The 19518-nt window shown below is 58.5% G+C and carries 17 protein-coding genes; 11 read left to right on the top strand and 6 right to left on the bottom strand.

Annotated features, from left to right (window positions below; translation table 11 throughout):
- Positions 1-43: 43 nt before the first annotated feature.
- Positions 44-379, top strand: a complete 336-nt coding sequence (locus A6U86_RS04810; protein ID WP_244509826.1) for a hypothetical protein — start codon at positions 44-46, stop codon at positions 377-379.
- Positions 380-1016: 637 nt separating this feature from the next.
- The gene (locus tag A6U86_RS04805) at positions 1017-1907 is read left to right on the top strand and encodes an NAD(P)-dependent oxidoreductase (protein ID WP_068386605.1); all 891 of its coding nucleotides are present in this window, start codon (positions 1017-1019) and stop codon (positions 1905-1907) included.
- Between the two features lie 156 nt (positions 1908-2063).
- Here A6U86_RS04805 and gyrA read toward each other — a convergent pair whose 3' ends face one another.
- The gene (gene gyrA / locus A6U86_RS04800) at positions 2064-4859 is read right to left on the bottom strand and encodes a DNA gyrase subunit A (protein ID WP_068386602.1); all 2796 of its coding nucleotides are present in this window, start codon (positions 4857-4859) and stop codon (positions 2064-2066) included.
- A gap of 227 nt (positions 4860-5086) precedes the next feature.
- On the opposite strand from gyrA, the gene A6U86_RS04795 reads away from it, so the two are divergent.
- Together A6U86_RS04795 and A6U86_RS04790 are read left to right on the top strand one after the other, a co-directional pair.
- Positions 5087-5719 carry a MarC family protein gene (locus A6U86_RS04795; RefSeq protein ID WP_068386600.1) on the top strand — a complete coding sequence of 211 codons (633 nt, stop codon included), beginning with the start codon at positions 5087-5089 and terminating at the stop codon, positions 5717-5719.
- Positions 5720-5842: 123 nt separating this feature from the next.
- Positions 5843-6079, top strand: coding sequence for a hypothetical protein (locus A6U86_RS04790; protein ID WP_141683624.1), 237 nt, complete (start codon positions 5843-5845; stop codon positions 6077-6079).
- Positions 6080-6156: 77 nt separating this feature from the next.
- Here the strand turns inward: A6U86_RS04790 and A6U86_RS04785 are convergent, their stop codons facing one another.
- On the bottom strand, positions 6157-6723 hold the full coding sequence (locus tag A6U86_RS04785) for a single-stranded DNA-binding protein (RefSeq protein ID WP_068386595.1): 567 nt from the start codon (positions 6721-6723) through the stop codon (positions 6157-6159).
- Positions 6724-6994: 271 nt separating this feature from the next.
- On the opposite strand from A6U86_RS04785, the gene uvrA reads away from it, so the two are divergent.
- Both uvrA and A6U86_RS04775 read left to right on the top strand, forming a co-directional pair.
- Positions 6995-9916, top strand: coding sequence for an excinuclease ABC subunit UvrA (gene uvrA, locus A6U86_RS04780; RefSeq protein ID WP_068386592.1), 2922 nt, complete (start codon positions 6995-6997; stop codon positions 9914-9916).
- A 33-nt stretch (positions 9917-9949) separates the two neighbouring features.
- Positions 9950-10756 carry a DUF72 domain-containing protein gene (locus A6U86_RS04775; protein ID WP_068386590.1) on the top strand — a complete coding sequence of 269 codons (807 nt, stop codon included), beginning with the start codon at positions 9950-9952 and terminating at the stop codon, positions 10754-10756.
- A 6-nt stretch (positions 10757-10762) separates the two neighbouring features.
- Here the strand turns inward: A6U86_RS04775 and A6U86_RS04770 are convergent, their stop codons facing one another.
- Positions 10763-12238, bottom strand: coding sequence for a bifunctional ADP-dependent NAD(P)H-hydrate dehydratase/NAD(P)H-hydrate epimerase (locus tag A6U86_RS04770; RefSeq protein ID WP_068386587.1), 1476 nt, complete (start codon positions 12236-12238; stop codon positions 10763-10765).
- Between the two features lie 349 nt (positions 12239-12587).
- On the opposite strand from A6U86_RS04770, the gene A6U86_RS04765 reads away from it, so the two are divergent.
- The 3 genes from A6U86_RS04765 to hspQ all read left to right on the top strand — a co-directional run bounded on the left by A6U86_RS04765 (position 12588) and on the right by hspQ (position 14939).
- Positions 12588-12926: a P-II family nitrogen regulator gene (locus A6U86_RS04765; RefSeq protein ID WP_003539626.1), complete on the top strand. Its 339-nt coding sequence runs from the start codon at positions 12588-12590 to the stop codon at positions 12924-12926.
- A gap of 60 nt (positions 12927-12986) precedes the next feature.
- Positions 12987-14396: a type I glutamate--ammonia ligase gene (gene glnA / locus A6U86_RS04760; RefSeq protein WP_068386584.1), complete on the top strand. Its 1410-nt coding sequence runs from the start codon at positions 12987-12989 to the stop codon at positions 14394-14396.
- Positions 14397-14609: 213 nt separating this feature from the next.
- A complete protein-coding gene (gene hspQ / locus A6U86_RS04755) occupies positions 14610-14939 on the top strand; it encodes a heat shock protein HspQ (protein ID WP_068386581.1) in 330 nt (109 codons plus the stop codon).
- Positions 14940-15089: 150 nt separating this feature from the next.
- On the opposite strand, the gene A6U86_RS04750 is transcribed toward hspQ, so the two are convergent.
- Together A6U86_RS04750 and A6U86_RS35555 are read right to left on the bottom strand one after the other, a co-directional pair.
- Positions 15090-15749, bottom strand: coding sequence for an invasion associated locus B family protein (locus A6U86_RS04750; RefSeq protein WP_068386578.1), 660 nt, complete (start codon positions 15747-15749; stop codon positions 15090-15092).
- A 126-nt stretch (positions 15750-15875) separates the two neighbouring features.
- On the bottom strand, positions 15876-16088 hold the full coding sequence (locus tag A6U86_RS35555) for a hypothetical protein (protein WP_198929029.1): 213 nt from the start codon (positions 16086-16088) through the stop codon (positions 15876-15878).
- Here A6U86_RS35555 and A6U86_RS04745 point away from each other — a divergent pair.
- Together A6U86_RS04745 and A6U86_RS04740 are read left to right on the top strand one after the other, a co-directional pair.
- A complete protein-coding gene (locus tag A6U86_RS04745) occupies positions 16014-17825 on the top strand; it encodes an extracellular solute-binding protein (protein ID WP_068387902.1) in 1812 nt (603 codons plus the stop codon). The genes A6U86_RS35555 and A6U86_RS04745 overlap by 75 nt on opposite strands.
- Positions 17826-17926: 101 nt before the next feature.
- Entirely contained in the window at positions 17927-18598 is a 672-nt protein-coding gene (locus A6U86_RS04740; RefSeq protein WP_068386575.1) for a DsbA family oxidoreductase, read from the top strand.
- A gap of 74 nt (positions 18599-18672) precedes the next feature.
- Here the strand turns inward: A6U86_RS04740 and A6U86_RS04735 are convergent, their stop codons facing one another.
- The gene (locus A6U86_RS04735; RefSeq protein WP_068386573.1) at positions 18673-19497 is read right to left on the bottom strand and encodes an oxidoreductase; all 825 of its coding nucleotides are present in this window, start codon (positions 19495-19497) and stop codon (positions 18673-18675) included.
- Positions 19498-19518: the final 21 nt, after the last annotated feature.

Raw genomic sequence — 19518 nt, 5'->3', positions numbered from 1 at the left:
ATCGCAAGTCATTTGCAACCCATGCGCCGCCTCTGAACCGTAGATGAACGCGATGTTCAAGCCTGTTTCAGATCGAGAATGCTTTACTGGCACCAACATCGAAACGGGCCTCTCTCAACGGCTTGTCGATATCAGGCTCAAGGAATGTCATGCCATGCTGGTCTTCATTATTGCAGGCGCCGTCATCGGTTCATTTTTCGTGGAATACCTCGTTCATCTTCTCGCCGACAACTACGAGATCGAATGGACCGCGGCCACAGAAACGGCCAAAAGCATGAATTCTGCTCAAGAAATCGCCATTGCCATGCGCAAAACGCATCGCGAATCTGAACGCCAGATGAACAAGGCATTCAAGATGGCTTCAGGAGCGCATTGCTAGATACCCCTCAACATCGGCGGAACCATTTGCGAACCGCTGCGTTTAACCACCGAACTCAGATTGCACGTTGCGGCAAGAAGGAAGATGAGCATGCCCGGTAAGATCACCCTCATTAACGCTGTTTGGATGACCATGATTACGGGAATGCTGGCAGCTACCATCGCGCTTTACGATCAGAAAACCGACCAGTCGAAGGTCTATGGTCCCTTTGCTTCGGCTCGTCCCTACGTTGTCTCGAGCCAGTACTAAGGGATCTGAACGCTAGTCCCACCAAGGAGGGGAGCGATCATGTTCACGATTTTGACGCTGCTTACGCTTTTCATCAGCATCATGTTTGTTGTCTCAGTCGCATCCACCATTTTGGCGCTCCACCGCGAAAGCGAAGAGAGCAAAAGGCTGCATAAGCGTCACAAGACGCTCTGACCTCCGCGTACCGAGCACTTCTCCCCACCAAGAGCTCGGCTGGACTTTTAACCGGACGCCCCAAGCGTCCGGTTTTTTCGTTTCCGGAGTGCCAACATCATTTTTCGGCTTTTCCGGATATATTCGAGTTGCCGCAAGCAACTGGTTTTGCGACATAAAGCGAGGCTATCGCCTCAATCGCGATGGGGATGTTCAGTTTCGTCGAGGTAATGAGATGCGCATTGTCCTAACCGGCAGCTCCGGGCGGCTCGGCCGCGCCATCTTCAATGCCTTGGCGACGAGCCACACGCTCGTCGGCGTCGATCGCTCGCCATTCTCGACGACGCATCTTATCGGCGATTTTACCGACACGGGATTATTGGAGGACGCTCTGGCCGATGCCGATGCGATCGTTCATTGCGCAGCACTGCACGCTCCCCATGTCGGGACCATATCGGACGATGAATTCCAGCGCATCAATGTCGAAGGAACGCGCCTTCTAGCCGAGGCCGCTCTCGCCGCCGGCATCAAGCGGCTGGTATTTACCAGCACCACGGCGCTCTATGGCCATGCAGTCGTTTCCGGGCAGTGCCGATGGATCGACGAGAATACCGCGCCGCAGCCGAAAAGCATCTATCACCGCACGAAACTGGGGGCTGAGCGGATCCTGGAGGACATAGCCTGTTCAGATTTGCAGATACGCGTTTTACGCATGTCTCGTAGTTTCCCGGAACCTGCCGATGCAATGACTGCCTATCGCCTGCATCGTGGTATCGATATCCGCGATGTCGCCGATGCCCATGCGGCCGCCCTGACGAATGCCGGCGATCACTTTCAACGGCATATCGTTTCGACCGAAACGCCCTTCAAGCCAGAGGATTGTGAAGCTCTGGCGACTGATGCGGCCTCCGTCATCAGATTGCGTGCTCCGACACTTGCCGCAGAATTCGACCGCCGAAGATGGTCTCTGCCGCAAACGATCGACCGTATCTATGCTTCGACGTCGGCACATGGCGCTCTGGGATGGCGCGGCCGCTTCGGTTACGACGAGGTGTTGGCGCAATTGGACCGGGGAAGCCTGGAGGTTTTGCCGCCTTTTTCTTCGATCAACAGGCAGGCTGAGTAGCACGGCCGGCATCTCGGAAATTCCAGCTCGCGGGTCAATCTGGGTATCGATCCAAAAGAAATCGCCCGGGCCTGCTTTTCATGGCAGACCCGGGCGATTTTTCTAACTGCGGCGGGCTTTCGCCCGCCTTCGCTTCAGCGTGGTGCGCTGCGAGCCCTATTCCTCGCTCGCGCCATCGACATCACTGCCGGCCTCAGTGGACTCACCATTGACGGCTTCATCCTCGGCGCCTGCATCATCTTCGCCTTCCGGCTCGCTGATGCGCTCCACGGAAACAACCTTTTCGTCCTTCGCTGTGGAGAAGATGGTCACACCCTTGGTGGCGCGGCTGGCGATGCGGATGCCGCCGACGGGAACGCGGATCAACTGGCCGCCATCGGACACGAGCATGATCTGATCGCCATCCTCGACCGGGAAGGCGGCGACGAGTTCGCCGATTTCGCCCGTCTTCGACGTGTCGGTAGCGCGGATACCCTTGCCGCCACGGCCGGAGATACGGAAATCGTAAGAGGAGGAGCGCTTGCCGAAGCCCTTTTCCGATACCGTGAGCACGAATTGCTCCAGTGCCTTCAGTTCTTCGTAGCGCTCGTCGCTGAGCTGTCCCTCTTCGGTGACTTCCTCGCCGACCAGCGCGATTTCCTCTTCCTCGCCCGTCGCCGTTCGGCGATCGAGAACCGACCGCTTCAGATAAGCAGCACGCTCCCAGGGCTCGGCATCCACATGGCGAACGATCGTCATGGAAATAATACGGTCGCCGGCTGCGAGATTGATGCCGCGAACGCCGATCGAGTTGCGGCCGGCAAAGACGCGTACATCCGAAACGGAGAAACGGATGCACTGGCCAAGCGCCGTCGTCATCAGCACGTCGTCCTGCTCGGTGCAGGTCTCGACGGAGAGGATTTCATCACCCTCCTCTTCGAGCTTCATGGCGATCTTGCCGTTACGGTTGACCTGAATGAAGTCCGACAACTTGTTGCGGCGTACGGTACCGCGCGTTGTCGTGAACATGACGTCGAGATTGTCCCAGGTATCCTCGTCCTCGGGCAGTGGCATGATGGTCGTAATGCGCTCACCTGGCTCCAGGGGCAGCATATTGATCAATGCCTTGCCGCGCGACGTCGGCGTGCCGATTGGCAAGCGCCAGACCTTCTCCTTGTAGACGATACCGCGCGAGGAGAAGAAGAGAACCGGCGTATGCGTATTCAATACGAATAGCCGGGTAACGAAATCTTCGTCACGCGTCGTCATGCCGGAGCGGCCCTTGCCGCCTCGGCGCTGAGCACGGTAGGTCGTCAGCGGCACGCGCTTGATGTAGCCGAGATGCGAAACGGTGACGACCATGTCCTCGCGGGCAATCAAGTCCTCGTCGTCCATCTCCAGACCGCCATCAACGATCTCGGTGCGGCGCGGCGTCCCGAACTCGTCGCGAACAGCGATAAGCTCATTCTTTACAATGGCTTGGATACGGACACGCGATGAGAGAATATCGAGGTAATCCTTGATTTCGACGCCGATCTGATTGAGCTCTTCGTCGATTTCGTCGCGGCCGAGAGCGGTCAGACGTGCCAGACGCAGTTCGAGGATGGCACGCGCCTGTTCTTCCGAAAGGTTGTACGTGCCGTCGTCGTTGATGCGGTGGCGCGGGTCATCGATTAGCCGGATAAGGGATTCAACATCTGCGGCCGGCCAGCGGCGGGTCATCAGCTCTTCGCGCGCCGACTGCGGATCCGGAGCGCCGCGAATAACGCGGATGACTTCGTCGATGTTGGCGACGGCGATTGCAAGACCGACCAACACATGCGCGCGATCGCGAGCCTTGCGCAGCAGGTACTTCGTGCGACGGCTGATCACCTCTTCACGGAAGACCACGAAGGCGCGCAGCATGTCCAGCAGGTTCATCTGCTCAGGCTTGCCGCCATTCAGCGCCAGCATGTTGCAGCCGAAAGAGGTCTGCAGCGGCGTATAGCGATAAAGCTGGTTCAGAATGACGTCGGCATTGGCATCACGCTTCAGTTCGACGACGACGCGATAGCCTTGACGGTCGGATTCGTCACGCAGATCGGAGATGCCCTCGATGCGCTTGTCGCGCACCAGCTCGGCCATCTTCTCGATCATCGACGCCTTGTTCACCTGGAAGGGAATTTCGGTGATGATGATCTGCTCGCGATCGCCGCGCATCGGCTCGATCGTGGCAACGCCGCGCATGACGACGGAGCCGCGACCGGTCTCGTAGGCGGAGCGGATGCCGGCGCGGCCGAGTATCTTGGCGCCCGTCGGGAAATCCGGACCGGGGATAATTTCCATGATTTCAGGCAGCTCGATCGCGGGATTATCGATCAGGGCGATACAGCCATCGACCACTTCCGAGAGATTGTGCGGCGGGATATTCGTCGCCATGCCCACGGCGATGCCGCCCGAGCCGTTGACGAGCAGGTTGGGGAAGCGCGCCGGCAGAACCTTGGGTTCTTCCATGGTCGCGTCGTAGTTTTCCTGGAAATCGACAGTTTCCTTGTCGATATCCTCGAGAAGCTCGTGGGCGACTTTCGTCAGGCGCGATTCGGTATAACGCATCGCCGCCGGCGGATCGCCGTCGATTGAGCCGAAGTTCCCCTGCCCGTCGATGAGCGGCACGCGAAGCGACCAGTGCTGCGCCATGCGGACCAAGGCGTCATAGATCGAGGCGTCGCCGTGCGGATGGTATTTACCCATGACGTCGGCGACCGGACGGGCCGACTTCACGTATTTGCGGTTCCAGTGATAACCGCTTTCATGCGCTGCATAGAGGATGCGCCGGTGGACGGGCTTGAGACCATCGCGGACATCGGGAAGCGCGCGGCTGACGATCACGCTCATGGCGTAACCGAGATACGACCGCTGCATTTCCTCCATGATGGAAATCGGCTCTATGCCTGGCGGGAGCTTCCCGCCGCCGGATGGTGTTTGCTCAGTCAAAACAGATCACGATCTCTTTTAGAATCACTGTGAAATTTATAGCGGAAAGGCTCGGCGAGCGCCAATTTAGCCCGATGTTTTTGAACAGGCTTTTGCCCCTTTAAGCCATGAAATCGAACATTTCCGTGGCGCAACCTGCCTATAGCGCTGCATTGCGCTTTGCGAAAGTCTATTCGTCGCATAACAATGGGTCATAACAACGACAAAGAACCGTTGCCGGGGATCATATGGCGAGCGCAGACACGCTGATCAATGCCTTTACGACGCTGCTTGTGACCGTCGATGCACCTGGCCTTGCGCCGCTATTCATCGGCCTCACCGTCGGCATGAACCGCGCCGAACGCAAGCAGGTGGCGCTGCGCGGCTCGCTCATCGCCTTCTTCATCCTGGCCGCCTTCGCCCTGTTCGGCGCGAGTGTGCTGGGCGTTCTCGGCATCTCCATCGGCGCCTTCCGCATCGCGGGCGGCCTGCTGCTGTTCTGGATCGCCTTCGAGATGGTGTTCGAGCGGCGGCAGGACAGAAAGGAAAAGACGACCGAGGTTGCGATAACCAAGGATCATATCCGCAATATCGCGGTCTTTCCCCTCGCCTTGCCGCTGATTGCCGGCCCCGGCGCGATCTCCGCCACGATCCTGCTCGCGGGCTCGCTGCAGACCATGCTCGACCGGGCGCAGCTGATCGGCGTCATCGCCGTCAATCTCATCGTGGTCTTCGCAGCACTTGCCGTTTCGGACAGGCTCGACCGCATGCTCGGAGCAACCGGCAGAGCCATTCTGACACGGTTGCTCGGCGTGATCCTCGCCGCACTCGCCGCGCAATTCGTCATCGACGGTGCGCGGGCAGCGCTGAAGCTGCCATGAAAAAGGCCTGCCTATGAAGAGCTGATTGGCGAAATAGACAGTCCAAGACGGATGGCACTCGCGGAGCTTTGGATGCTTAAAACGATAATAAGATTCGTCTTCAAAAAGTATGGATATACGTTTTTGAAGACTGAATACCTCAGCGACAGCAAGGATTGCGAATATGTTTCACTGAGTATCGTCACTGAGGATGATCTGCAGAAGAAAATCTTGTTTACTTACCTGAGTGATGAGATTGCACGGGTACATATTCTCAGTGAGAAAAACGTCACCCACGCCATTCGTAGCTTTGAAGCCATCCTGAAGCAGCTAAACGAGCCTACCGGCAATAGCCACCCTGACAGTTCAGCCGCTCAATAAGCGCGCCAAAAGAGAGGGTGATCGATACAAAAAACCCGCCAAGAGGCGGGTCTTTGCATTCAATACGATCAACTCGATCAGAACGGAATATCGTCGTCCAGATCGCGCGAGAAGTTTCCGCCGCCGCCTGTCGGGCTGCCGCCACCGCGATTGCCGCTTCCGCCACGGGAGGAGCCCTGCGACGATGGCTGGCCGTAATCGTCGCCACCGTAATCGCCGCCGCCAAAGTCGCCACCGCCGCTGCGTCCGCCGCGACCGCCGCCCTCGAAGGAGCCACCGCCGCCGCCTTCACCGCGACCGTCCAGCATGGTCAGCGTCGAATTGAAGCCCTGCAGCACGATTTCGGTCGAATACTTATCCTGACCGTTCTGATCCTGCCACTTGCGGGTCTGCAGCGCGCCTTCGATATAGACCTTGGCGCCCTTCTTCAGATACTGCTCAGCAACCTTGCAGAGACCTTCATTGAAGATGACGACGCGGTGCCATTCCGTCTTTTCCTTGCGCTCGCCGGAATTGCGGTCGCGCCAGGTTTCCGATGTCGCGATGTTGAGGTTGGCGATCGGGCGGCCGTCCTGCGTGCGGCGAATTTCCGGATCCGCCCCGAGATTTCCAATCAGAATTACCTTGTTCACACTACCGGCCATGACACCACCCTACTTGCCGCCCATCGACGGCTCTTAAATTTCATCCGCACACCTTAGACCATTGCTGTCCTCAGGTGTCACCCAAGCACCGCCCGAGGGCTCTTCATCCACAAAGAAATGTCCAAAGGCAATTTTGTTCTTTCTTTGTTCTAATTTGTCTTTATGATCCTGTCAACGGAATCGAAAACCTGGTCCTGTCCTTCTTTTCAGCCTCGACTCACGGCTTGGCATCACTAAATAAGGGCATACTCCAAGGGATAAGCGTAAGACGATGAGCGAACTGAAGACTATTTCCATACGTGGTGCCCGCGAGCACAATCTCAAGGGCATCGACCTTGACCTGCCGCGCAACAAGCTGATCGTCATGACCGGGCTTTCGGGCTCGGGCAAGTCGTCGCTGGCGTTCGACACCATCTATGCCGAGGGACAGCGCCGTTATGTCGAGAGCCTGTCGGCCTATGCCCGCCAGTTCCTCGAAATGATGCAGAAGCCGGATGTCGACCAGATCGACGGTCTGTCGCCGGCTATTTCGATCGAGCAGAAGACGACCTCGCGCAATCCGCGCTCGACGGTCGGCACGGTCACAGAAATCTACGACTATATGCGTCTGCTGTTTGCCCGCGTCGGCGTGCCTTATTCGCCTGTTACCGGCCTGCCGATCGAGAGCCAGACGGTGAGCCAGATGGTGGACCGCGTGCTCGCCTATGAGGAAGGCACCAGGCTCTATATTCTGGCACCGCTCGTACGCGGACGTAAGGGCGAATACAAGAAGGAACTGGCGGAGCTCATGAAAAAGGGCTTCCAGCGCGTCAAGGTCGACGGGCAGTTCTACGAGATCACCGACGTGCCGGCGCTAGACAAGAAATACAAGCACGATATCGACGTGGTGGTCGACCGCATCGTCGTCCGCCCCGACATGGCATCTCGCCTGGCCGACAGCTTCGAAACATCGCTGCGCCTTGCCGATGGCCTGGCCGTTGCCGAATTCGCCGACAAGCCTTTGCCACCAGAGGAAACCGCTGCCGGCGGCTCGGCCAACAAGTCGCTGAACGAGACGCACGAACGCGTGCTGTTTTCGGAGAAATTCGCCTGCCCGGTCTCCGGCTTCACCATTCCGGAAATCGAGCCGCGACTGTTCTCGTTCAACAATCCCTTCGGCGCCTGTCCGTCTTGCGACGGCCTCGGCTCCCAGCAGAAGATTGACCCCGATCTGATCGTGCCAGAGCCGGAGCGCACTTTGCGCGACGGTGCGATTGCCCCGTGGGCCAAGTCCAGTTCGCCCTATTACAATCAGACGCTCGAAGCGCTCGGCAAGCATTACGGCTTCAAGCTCGGCAGCCGCTGGAACGAGCTTTCGGAAAAGGCGCAAGACGTCATTCTGAACGGCACGGAAGACAAGATCGAATTCCATTATGCCGATGGCGCGCGTTCCTACACGACGCACAAGAATTTCGAAGGCATCGTGCCGAACCTAGAGCGCCGCTGGAAAGAAACCGATTCCGCCTGGGCGCGTGAAGAGATCGAGCGCTACATGTCGGCGGCCCCCTGCCCGGCCTGCAATGGCTATCGCCTGAAGCCGGAAGCCCTCGCGGTCAAGATCAACAAGCTGCACATCAGTCAGGTAGCGGAAATGTCGATCCGTGTCGCCCGCGACTGGTTCAACGAGCTGCCGGAGACTTTTACCGACAAGCAGAACGAAATTGCCGTGCGAATCCTGAAGGAGATCCGTGATCGCCTGCGCTTTCTGAACGATGTCGGCCTCGAATATCTGAGCCTGTCGCGTAATTCAGGCACGCTTTCCGGCGGCGAAAGCCAGCGCATCCGGCTGGCATCGCAGATCGGCTCAGGTCTGACGGGCGTGCTCTACGTACTCGACGAGCCGTCGATCGGCCTGCATCAGCGTGACAATGCCCGCCTTCTGGAGACGTTGAAGCACCTGCGCGATATCGGCAATACGGTTATCGTGGTCGAGCATGACGAGGATGCGATCCTGACGGCGGACGACGTGGTCGATATCGGTCCCGCCGCCGGCGTGCATGGCGGCCAGGTCATTGCGCATGGCACACCGCAGGACATCATGGCGAACCCGAAATCGCTGACGGGAAAATATCTCTCCGGCGAACTTGGCGTGCCCGTTCCCGAAGAGCGTCGCAAGCCCAAGAAGGGCAAGGAAATCAAGGTCGTCGGCGCAAGGGGCAACAACCTCAAGGATGTCACGGCCTCCATTCCGCTCGGTGTCTTCACCGCGGTCACGGGTGTTTCGGGCGGCGGCAAGTCCACCTTCCTGATCGAGACGCTTTACAAGTCGGCTGCGCGGCGCGTCATGGGCGCGCGTGAAATCCCGGCCGATCATGATCGCATCGACGGCTTCGAACATATCGACAAGGTGATCGACATCGATCAGTCGCCGATCGGCCGCACGCCGCGGTCGAACCCGGCGACCTATACCGGCGCCTTCACGCCGATCCGCGACTGGTTCGCCGGATTGCCGGAGGCCAAGGCGCGCGGTTATCAGCCGGGTCGCTTCTCCTTCAACGTCAAGGGTGGCCGCTGCGAAGCCTGCCAGGGCGACGGCGTCATCAAGATCGAGATGCACTTCCTGCCTGACGTTTACGTCACCTGCGACGTCTGCCACGGCAAGCGCTACAACAGGGAAACGCTGAACGTCACCTTCAAGACCAAGTCGATTGCCGATGTGCTCGACATGACGGTCGAGGAAGGTGTCGATTTCTTTGCGGCCGTTCCCGCCGTGCGTGACAAGCTGCAGAGCCTGAAGGACGTCGGCCTCGGCTATATCAAGGTCGGACAGCAGGCCAACACGCTTTCGGGTGGCGAGGCGCAGCGCGTCAAGCTAGCCAAGGAACTGTCGAAGCGATCGACGGGCCGCACGCTCTACATTCTCGACGAACCGACAACCGGGCTGCATTTCCATGATGTCGCCAAGCTTCTGGAAATGCTGCACGAGCTGGTCAACCAGGGCAATTCGGTCGTGGTCATCGAGCACAATCTCGAAGTGATCAAGACAGCCGACTGGATCCTCGATTTCGGTCCGGAAGGCGGCGATGGCGGCGGGGAGATCGTGGCGATCGGCACGCCGGAAACCATCGTCAAGGAGAAGCGCTCCTATACCGGGCATTTCCTGAAGGAATTGCTGGAGCGTCGGCCAATGAAGAAAGTTGCAGCGGCGGAGTGAGCTTCACCCGACTGAACGGCTAGGGAGGAAAGAATGACCAAAGCGGGCGAAATCCGTACAGGCATAGGCGGTTGGACTTTTGAGCCGTGGCGCGGGACCTTTTATCCCGACACGCTGAAACAGAAGGATGAACTGAATTATGCCAGCCGCCAGCTGAAGGTGATCGAGGTCAACGGCACCTATTACAGCACCCAGAAGCCTGCGGTCTTCGCCAAGTGGGCGGCCGATGTCCCGGAAGGTTTCATCTTCTCGCTAAAGGCTACACGCTTCGTCACCAATCGCCGGGTTCTTTCCGAGGCCGGCGAATCCATGCAGAAATTCCTGGAGTCCGGCATCAGCGAACTCGGAGATCACCTTGGTCCGCTGCTTTGGCAATTCGCGCCGACGAAGAAGTTCGATCCGGACGATTTCGAGGCGTTTCTGAAGCTGCTGCCGGCAAAGCAGGATGGTCTGGCGCTGCAACACGTCGTCGAAGTCCGGCACGATTCCTTCAAGGTGCCGGAATTCGTTGCGCTGCTGGCGAAGTACAATATCGCGCCAGTCTGCGCCGAGCATTTCGAATATCCGATGATTGCGGATGTCACCGCCGATTTCGTCTATGCCCGCCTGCAGAAGGGGTCGGATGATATCGAGACCTGCTATCCGCCGAAGGATCTGAAGGCCTGGGCCGATCGCCTGAAAACATGGGCCAAGGGCGAGGTTCCAGATGACCTGCCGCTGATCGATCAGAGCCGCAAGGTGAAAGCGGAACCGCGTGACGTTTTCGCCTTCATGATCCACGAGGGCAAGGTGAACGCCCCGCCTGGTGCGATTGCCCTGCAGAAGGAAGTCGCAAAATAGCCGATTTCAAAAAGGGCTAACGCTGGCGACCAGATCCTCGGCCGTCAGCCCCTTTCCGGCACGTTGCCCAGCCAGACCGTGCAGCCAGACGCCTGCCGCTGCCGCTTCAAAGGCCGGCGCGCCTTGCGCCACGAGCGCGCCGACGATGCCGGCCAGCACGTCGCCGGAGCCGGCGGTCGCAAGCCAGGGCGGCGCATTGGCATTGATCAGCGCCCTGCCGTCCGGCGCGGCGATCACGCTATCGGCACCCTTGTAGATAATGGCGGCATGAGCCCGGGCTGCTGCAGCCCTTGCCTTATCGACCTTGCTCAGACTGACGTTGGCCGCGATATCGGGGAAAAGTCGCGCGAATTCACCCTCATGCGGTGTCAGCACCAGGCGTGTCGGTCCTTCGGCAAAGGCATCGAACAGTTGTTTGGGATGATCGCGGAACGAGGTAATCCCATCCGCGTCGAGCACCAGATGACGATCGGCGAGCGCAAGGCAGAACCGGCGCGCCTTTTCGCCAGCTCCGAAGCCGGGACCAAGAACGAAAGTCGAGAGCCGCCGATCTGACAACCACTCCTGCAACGCCGCTATGTCATCAATGGCATGCAGCATGATTGCCGTCAGCATGCCGCTGTTGACCGCCAATGCGTCGTTCGGCGAAGCGATGGTGACGAGCCCCGCCCCTGCCTTCAGGCCCGCCATGGCCGACATGCGGGCAGCCCCGGTCGCGTTCGCGCCCCCCGAGAAGACGACGAGATGACCACGCTTGTATTTGTGCGTATCCGAAGCCTCCGACGGTATCTCCGTCCGCCATTGGGCCGGCGTGTTCTCGGCGAGAATGCCATCGGCGTGGGCACGGACGATGCGTGCGGGAATGCCGATGTCGAAAACCTCCAGGTCGCCGCACAGATCGCGGCCGGGCAGCAGAAGATGGCCTGGCTTGCGCGTCATGAAGGTGACCGTGCGTGACGCGCGAAAAGCGGCGCCAAGGATCTGGCCGCTCGATCCGTCGAGCCCGGAGGGCAGATCGACGGCAATGACGGGGATTCCGGCCTCGGCGATACGCGAGATCACCACCACAACTTCATTTGGAACAGGCCGAGACAACCCCGCGCCGAAGATCGCGTCGATCACGACATCGCCATCGCGCGGCACATAGCCTCCGATTGCCGCACCCTCGATCCGGCAATCAGCAAAAGCACGCGCTGCATCACCCTTCAGCCGCTGCGGATCGCCCAGATGGAAAAGGCCTACATCGGCTCCGCTCCCCTTGAGAGCGCGTGCCACCACATAGCCGTCACCGCCATTATTGCCCGGGCCGCAAAGGACAACGTATCGCAATGCCTCGGGAAAGTGCCGCAGCGCGCTTGCGGCGACAGCCTGCCCTGCTTTTTCCATGAGCCCATAGGAATCGATGCCGGAAGCGGCGGCCTCCCTGTCCACGGCGGCCATGTCTTCCGGCGAGAGTAGCAAATCGGCAAGGGGTAACGTCATGAGGCAATATTATAGATGCGAAATCTGCCCGAAAAACAACCGCTATCCTGAGGGTCATTTTGATCAATAAATATGCATTTGCTTAATGATTGAACAAAGTCATTCAAGCCCTTGTACGAGCATGAATATGACGTGCACGGCACTTTTTTGCGAAATTTTACTTATCCAACGCATTTCGACGCGAAATCGCTTCCATTTTTCCAAAAAATCCTCATCAATTCATCGTCTCGGCGCGAATTCGCCGGGATTTTTTACAGCAACCCATTCTCAACTGGCATGATACGTGCATTACGTTGGCCGAGCGGGGAGTAGTCCTGCTGTAACAGGAAAAGCGGAGAGACATTTTCTCATGAAAAAGATCGAAGCGATCATCAAGCCCTTCAAGCTCGACGAAGTGAAGGAAGCCCTTCAGGAAGTCGGCCTGCAGGGCATCACCGTCACGGAAGCGAAGGGCTTCGGTCGTCAAAAGGGCCACACGGAACTTTATCGTGGCGCCGAATATGTCGTCGACTTCCTGCCGAAGGTGAAGGTCGAAGTCGTATTGGCAGACGAAAATGCGGAGGCAGTGATCGATGCCATCCGCAAGGCTGCGCAAACCGGCCGTATCGGCGATGGAAAGATATTCGTCTCCAATGTGGAGGAAGTCATCCGAATCCGCACCGGCGAAACGGGCATCGACGCCATCTAACCCGCCCGGCCCATATGGCCGCGGCTCGTAATCGTCATCTAAGTCAAGGGAAGCAATTTAATGACGACCGCAAGCGATATTCTGAAACAAATCAAGGACAACGACGTCAAGTTCGTTGACTTGCGCTTCACCGACCCGAAGGGCAAGTTGCAGCACCTCACCATGGATGTGGTCTGCGTCGACGAAGACATGTTCGCCGATGGCGTCATGTTCGACGGTTCCTCGATTGGGGGTTGGAAGGCCATCAATGAATCCGACATGGTGCTGATGCCCGATACGGATACGGTCCACATGGATCCGTTCTTCGCGCAGTCCACCATGGTTATCCTCTGTGATATCCTGGACCCGGTTTCGGGCGAAGCCTACAATCGCGACCCGCGCGGCACCGCCAAGAAGGCCGAAGCCTATCTGAAGGCCTCCGGCATCGGCGACACCGCCTTCTTCGGCCCGGAAGCCGAATTCTTCGTCTTCGACGACGTCAAGTACAAGGCCGATCCCTACAATACTGGCTTCAAGCTCGATTCCAGCGAACTGCCTTCCAACGACGACACCGACTATGAGACCGGCAACCTCGGTCACCGTCCGCGCGTCAAGGGCGGCTACTTCCCCGTTCCGCCGATCGACAGCTGCCAGGACATGCGTTCTGAAATGCTGACGGTTCTGACCGAGATGGGCGTCGTCGTCGAGAAGCATCACCACGAAGTTGCTGCTGCCCAGCACGAGCTCGGCATCAAGTTCGACACGCTGGTGCGCAACGCCGACAAGATGCAGATCTACAAGTACGTCGTCCATCAGGTCGCCAATGCTTACGGCAAGACGGCAACCTTCATGCCGAAGCCGATCTTCGGCGACAACGGCTCGGGCATGCACGTTCACCAGTCGATCTGGAAGGCCGGCAAGCCGACTTTCGCCGGCGACGAATATGCGGGCCTCTCGGAGAGCTGCCTCTTCTACATCGGCGGCATCATCAAGCATGCCAAGGCGCTCAACGCCTTCACCAACCCGTCGACGAACTCCTACAAGCGTCTCGTCCCGGGTTATGAAGCACCGGTTCTGCTTGCCTATTCGGCTCGCAACCGCTCCGCGTCCTGCCGTATCCCGTTCGGCACCAACCCGAAGGCAAAGCGCGTCGAAGTCCGCTTCCCTGACGCGACCGCCAACCCCTACCTCGGCTTCGCCGCCATGCTGATGGCTGGCCTCGACGGCATCAAGAACAAGATCCATCCGGGCAAGGCCATGGACAAGGATCTCTATGATCTGCCGCCGAAGGAGCTGAAGAAGATCCCGACGGTTTGCGGCTCGCTGCGTGAAGCACTCGAAAGCCTCGACAAGGACCGCAAGTTCCTGACCGCCGGCGGCGTCTTCGATGACGACCAGATCGACGCGTTCATCGAGCTGAAGATGCAGGAAGTCATGCGTTACGAAATGACCCCGCATCCTGTCGAATACGACATGTACTACTCGGCCTGATACAAGACACGAAAGCCCCGGCTCGCCGGGGCTTTCTTCATGATCGGGAAGCCGGTGGCAGGCGACCCACGGCATTGAATTTTCACATTCGGCTCTCTATTGCGTTCGATCCTGAACCGAGCCCAATGTGTCAGTTCGATGAAGGAATGGGGGCAAAATCCTTGATTTCAGTGGTGAATGTCACCACATGAACATGTGAAAGGAAGTCGTGCCATGAAACAAAGCAACGCAAAATTCAATATTGGCGATGTGGTTCGACACCGGATGTTCCCCTTCCGCGGTGTCATCTTCGATGTCGATCCGGAATTTGCAAATACCGAGGAATGGTGGAATTCCATTCCGGCAGAAGTGCGCCCCAGCAAGGACCAGCCCTTCTATCACCTTCTCGCCGAAAACGACGAGACGGAGTATGTCGCATATGTGTCGGAACAGAATCTGATCAGCGATGAGAGCGGCGTTCCGCTCCGCAACCCGCAGATCGCGCAGATTTTCGACCAGGCGCCGACAGGTCAGCTCAAGCCCAAGATGAGCTTTGCCCATTAAGCGCTGAAAATTCCAGTCTATTTTGAAGGGAAGGCATCCCAAAGCCTTCCCTTTTCATTTGTGCATCATGCCGCGTGGCGATGAACCACAAAGAAAAAGCCCGGATCGCTCCGGGCTTTTTCTTTCATGAGATAATGAAATTCCGCAGGCTTACTGCGCTTTGGCAGCCTTCTGGGCGTCTTCCAGCTTCTTGCGTGCTTCCTCGGCCTTCTTCTGCATGCTGTCCTGCAGGCTCTTCTGGCTTTCGGCAAGCTTGCTGTCGGAGATCGCCGGGCCGTCAAATGCAGCGCCAAAGCCGCTCAGCGAAATCTTGATCGGGTTCGGAGCGCGGCGGAAGTTGATCGAGGTGAAGGTCACATCGGTTCCCTTCTTCAGCGAGGCAACCATTGCGTCCGTTACCGGAACTTCAGCGGTGCACTTGTCCGGAAGGCAGACTGCGTAGTCGAGCTTCTGACCCTTGCCGCCGTCGACCTGCATGGTGATGCCGGGCGGGATAAGGCGAGCCGTCGGAACGGAAATCTGCAGGATCTTGCGGTTGACCTTGCCATCAACGGAGATGAGGCCGACAGCCGTGACCAGCTGGCCATTATTGGCCATGATCAGGTTCTGCACGATGCAGATATCGGCATCGTCCTGCTTGGCGCAGGTCTTGTACCAGCCCAGACGCGGCTGGTTGGGATCGCTACCACCATCGGCAGGAGCTGCATTCGACGCATCCTGAGCGAAAGCAGCCGCCGGAAGCGCCGCGCCGATCATGAGAGCCAGAGCAGAGAGACCTGCCCGCATTTTGTTGTCAGTCTTGAACATCATAGCGAAACCGCCTCCTGAAATCCGCTGCGGAACGACGCGTGCCGTCCCATGCCATTCGGGTCAAACCGTCGTCCACCTGTCGAATGAATAAGGCAAATGCATGACCCGGGAAACCCGGCACCCCTGTTACATCGCACCGGCGCGGATATCCAGCATTTCTTTGGTCTTTTCTATCCAGACCCAAGAATTCCACGGTCGCGTGTTGAATTCGGCACGCTCATGATAAGGTTCGGCCGAATCGTACCCCTTACCGGAAAGGATGCCATGCAAGCGCTCCGGATCGCTGTTTTCCTGTTCCTCGCAGTCTTGTGCAACGCCGCAGTGGCGCAACCGCTCCATGGCATCGCCATGCATGGCGAGCCGGCACTGCCGGCGGATTTCAAACATTTGCCCTACGTCAATCCGGACGTTAAAAAAGGCGGCCATATCAGCTATGGTGTCGTCGGCACGTTCGACAACCTCAACCCCTTCATTCTGAAAAGCATGCGCACGACCGCGCGCGGCATGTGGGACCCGGAATATGGCAACCTCATCTTCGAATCGCTGATGGTGCGCTCGCGCGACGAACCCTTCACGCTTTACGGGCTGCTGGCGCAAACGGTCGAATGGGACGACAGCCGGAGCTATATCCAGTTCAATCTCAATCCCGATGCGAAATGGTCGGACGGGCAGCCGGTCACGCCCGAGGACGTTATCTTCACGTTCGAGCTCCTGCGCGACAAGGGGCGTGTCTTGTTCTCCTACCCGCTGCAAACGGTCAGCAAGATGGAGAAGGTCGGCGAGCATGGCGTGCTCATTCATTTCAACGAGAAGGCGAATCGCGAAACGCCGCTGATCATTGCCTCGTCGCTACCAATACTGCCGAAACACGCCACCGATATCGATAATTTTGAACGCACGACGCTCAGCATTCCCATCGGCTCCGGCCCCTATCGCGTGAAGAGCGTCGATCCCGGCCAGCGAATCGTTTTCGAACGCAACCCCGACTACTGGGGCAAGAATATTCCGGTAAAGGTTGGCGTCGACAACTACGACCAGATCATCGTGAACTACTTCCTGCAGGACACGACGGTGTTCGAGTCCTTCAAGAAGGGGGACATCGATATTTATCCGGATGGCAGCCCGGCGCACTGGCAGCAGGCCTATAATTTCCCGGCCGTAAGCTCCGGCCTGGTCGTCAAGGAGACGTTCACGCCGAAAACGCCGAGCGGCATGCTGGGTTTCGTCTTCAATACGCGCCGGCCGATCTTCGCCAACAAGAATGTGCGCAAGGGCCTGACGCTTGCCTTCGATTTCGAATGGTTCAACCGCAACCTGGCATCCGATGCCTATACCCGCACGGAAAGCTATTGGCAGAATTCCGATCTCTCCTCCTTTGGCGTTCCCGCCGATGCCAATGAGCTCGCCATGCTTGGCCCGATCAAGGACCATATCGACGCCGACGTACTTGATGGCACCTACAAGCTGCCGGTCAGTGACGGTTCCGGACGCGATCGCTCGATCCTGCGCAAGGCCGTCAATTTCCTCAAGCAGGGTGGCTATACGATCAGGGGCGAGCGCATGGTCGACAGCGCCGGGCGGCAACTCAGCTTCGAAATCATGACGCAGAATGCGGATCAGGAGCGAATCGCCATCGCCTATCGCCGTTCATTGAGCCTGCTCGGCATCGCCGTGACCATCCGCACCGTCGACGATTCGCAATATCAGCTGCGGACGACCAGCTACGACTATGACGTCATCATCAAATCCTATCCGTCATCGCTGTCGCCCGGTATCGAGCAGGTGGGCCGCTGGAGCTCGGGCGCCGCGAAGTCCCCGGGTAGCCTGAATTTCGCCGGCGTTGCCGATCCCGATGTGGATACGTTGATCGATCATTTCCTCACGGCGCATTCGGCCGAGGATTTTCGAGACGCCGTGCGCTCCTTCGATCGTATCCTGATATCGGGCTACTACGTCGTGCCGCTCTATCATATCGCGCAGCAATGGGTGGCGCGGCGCAGCCGTATCGCCCATCCCGACACATTGCCGCTCTACGGCTATTATCTGCCCGTCTGGTGGGATGCATCCGCACAATAATGTGTGGTGCAATCCCGCTGGTTCCCTTTCGGTAACCGGTTGAAGCCATCGGCGCAAAGGCCTAGATGGTGGAAACAAGCCAAAACTGAAAGGATAGAGCCATGGAACGCATCACGATCGATATCGTCTCGGACGTCGTTTGTCCGTGGTGCTATCTTGGCAAGGCCCGGTTGGAGCTGGCGATTGCCGAAGTGCAGGATACAGTGGGTGTCGACCTCAACTGGCGTCCCTATCGGCTGAATCCGGACTATCCGCCCGAAGGCGTCGATCAGAAGAAGGCGCTGGAACAGAAGCTCGGCGGCGCCGAACGCGTGGCGCAGGGACACAAGATGCTGACCGATCTCGGCCGTGAAGTGGGCATCGCCTTCGATTTCGAGGCCATCAAGATCGGCCCGAACACGCTCGATGCACACCGCCTCATCCACTGGGCTGTCACCGAAAGCCGCGAGAAGCAGGAAAAGGTCGTCAACGCGCTCTTCAAGGCCAATTTCGAAGAGGGTCGCAATATCGGCGACCACGCGGTTCTGCTCGATATTGCCGAAAAGGCCGGGCTCGACCGCTCCGTCATCTCAACCCTGCTCGCCTCCGACGCTGACCGCGACCTGATCATCGCCGAAATCGACGCTGCCCAGAAGATCGGCGTCACCGGCGTGCCCTTCTTCATCTTCGATCAGCAATATGCCGTAAGCGGCGCGCAGACGCCTGACGTGCTGGTGGAGGCGCTACGGGACATCGCCAAGATGAAGGCCGAGGCGCGGGCCGGGATGAATTGAGCCTTATCCGCCGACTTCACGATTGGTTGGCGGATTGCACCTGACAAGCCGGCACTTGCTACCCGGCTCGAGATCTATCGAAACGCCGTCATGATGAGCCGGTCCAGCATGCGATCGGATAGCCATCTGCGCAGCAACAACAACGGCCGTGCCATCCGTCCTGCCGAGTAGCGGGTCTTCGGCCGCCGGGCTTTCAGGGCCTTGACGATGAGATCAGAGATTACGTCAGGTGGTGGCGCGCCGCGCATTCCCTTCTGGGCCCTGATGAAACCACGCACCAACTGGGCATAAGTTCCATTGCCGGAAAGACGCTCTGCTTCCTGCGTGGCGATACCGCTCCATTCCGACTCGATACCACCCGGCTCGATGACCACGACATTGATGCCGAAGGACTGAACTTCGTTGCGCAGCACATCCGACCAGCCTTCGAGAGCGAACTTCGAGGCGTGATACCAACCGCCGAGCGGCGTATAGATTTTCCCGCCGATGGAGGAAATGTTGAAAATGGTGCCCGATTTGCGTGCCCGCATATGTGGCAGGCAAAGCTGGGTCAGCCGCGCGAGGCCGAACAGATTGACCTCCATCTGCCGGCGCGCCAGATCCAGCGGCACATCCTCGATGGCGCCGTACTGCCCATAACCGGCATTGTTGATCAGCACATCAATGCGTCCATGGTCCCGCATGACCGTTTCCACGCCTGCCGTCATCGAATGATCGTCAGTCACATCCATGGCAAGCGACACACCACCGGCACTGACGATGTTCTGCATCCGGTCGACGCGGCGTGCCGCCCCATAGACGATATAGCCTTCACGCAAAAGCCGCAGGGCAAAATCCCTGCCTATTCCCGACGAGGCGCCGGTGATCAACGCAACCGGCCTTGACGATATTTCTGCCATGAAACCTCAACTCCTGTGATT

This window comes from Rhizobium sp. AC27/96 (genome assembly GCF_001692325.1).
Lineage (GTDB): Bacteria > Pseudomonadota > Alphaproteobacteria > Rhizobiales > Rhizobiaceae > Rhizobium.
Note: the sequence above shows the minus strand (reverse complement) of the source record. Positions and strands in the feature narration are given on the sequence as shown.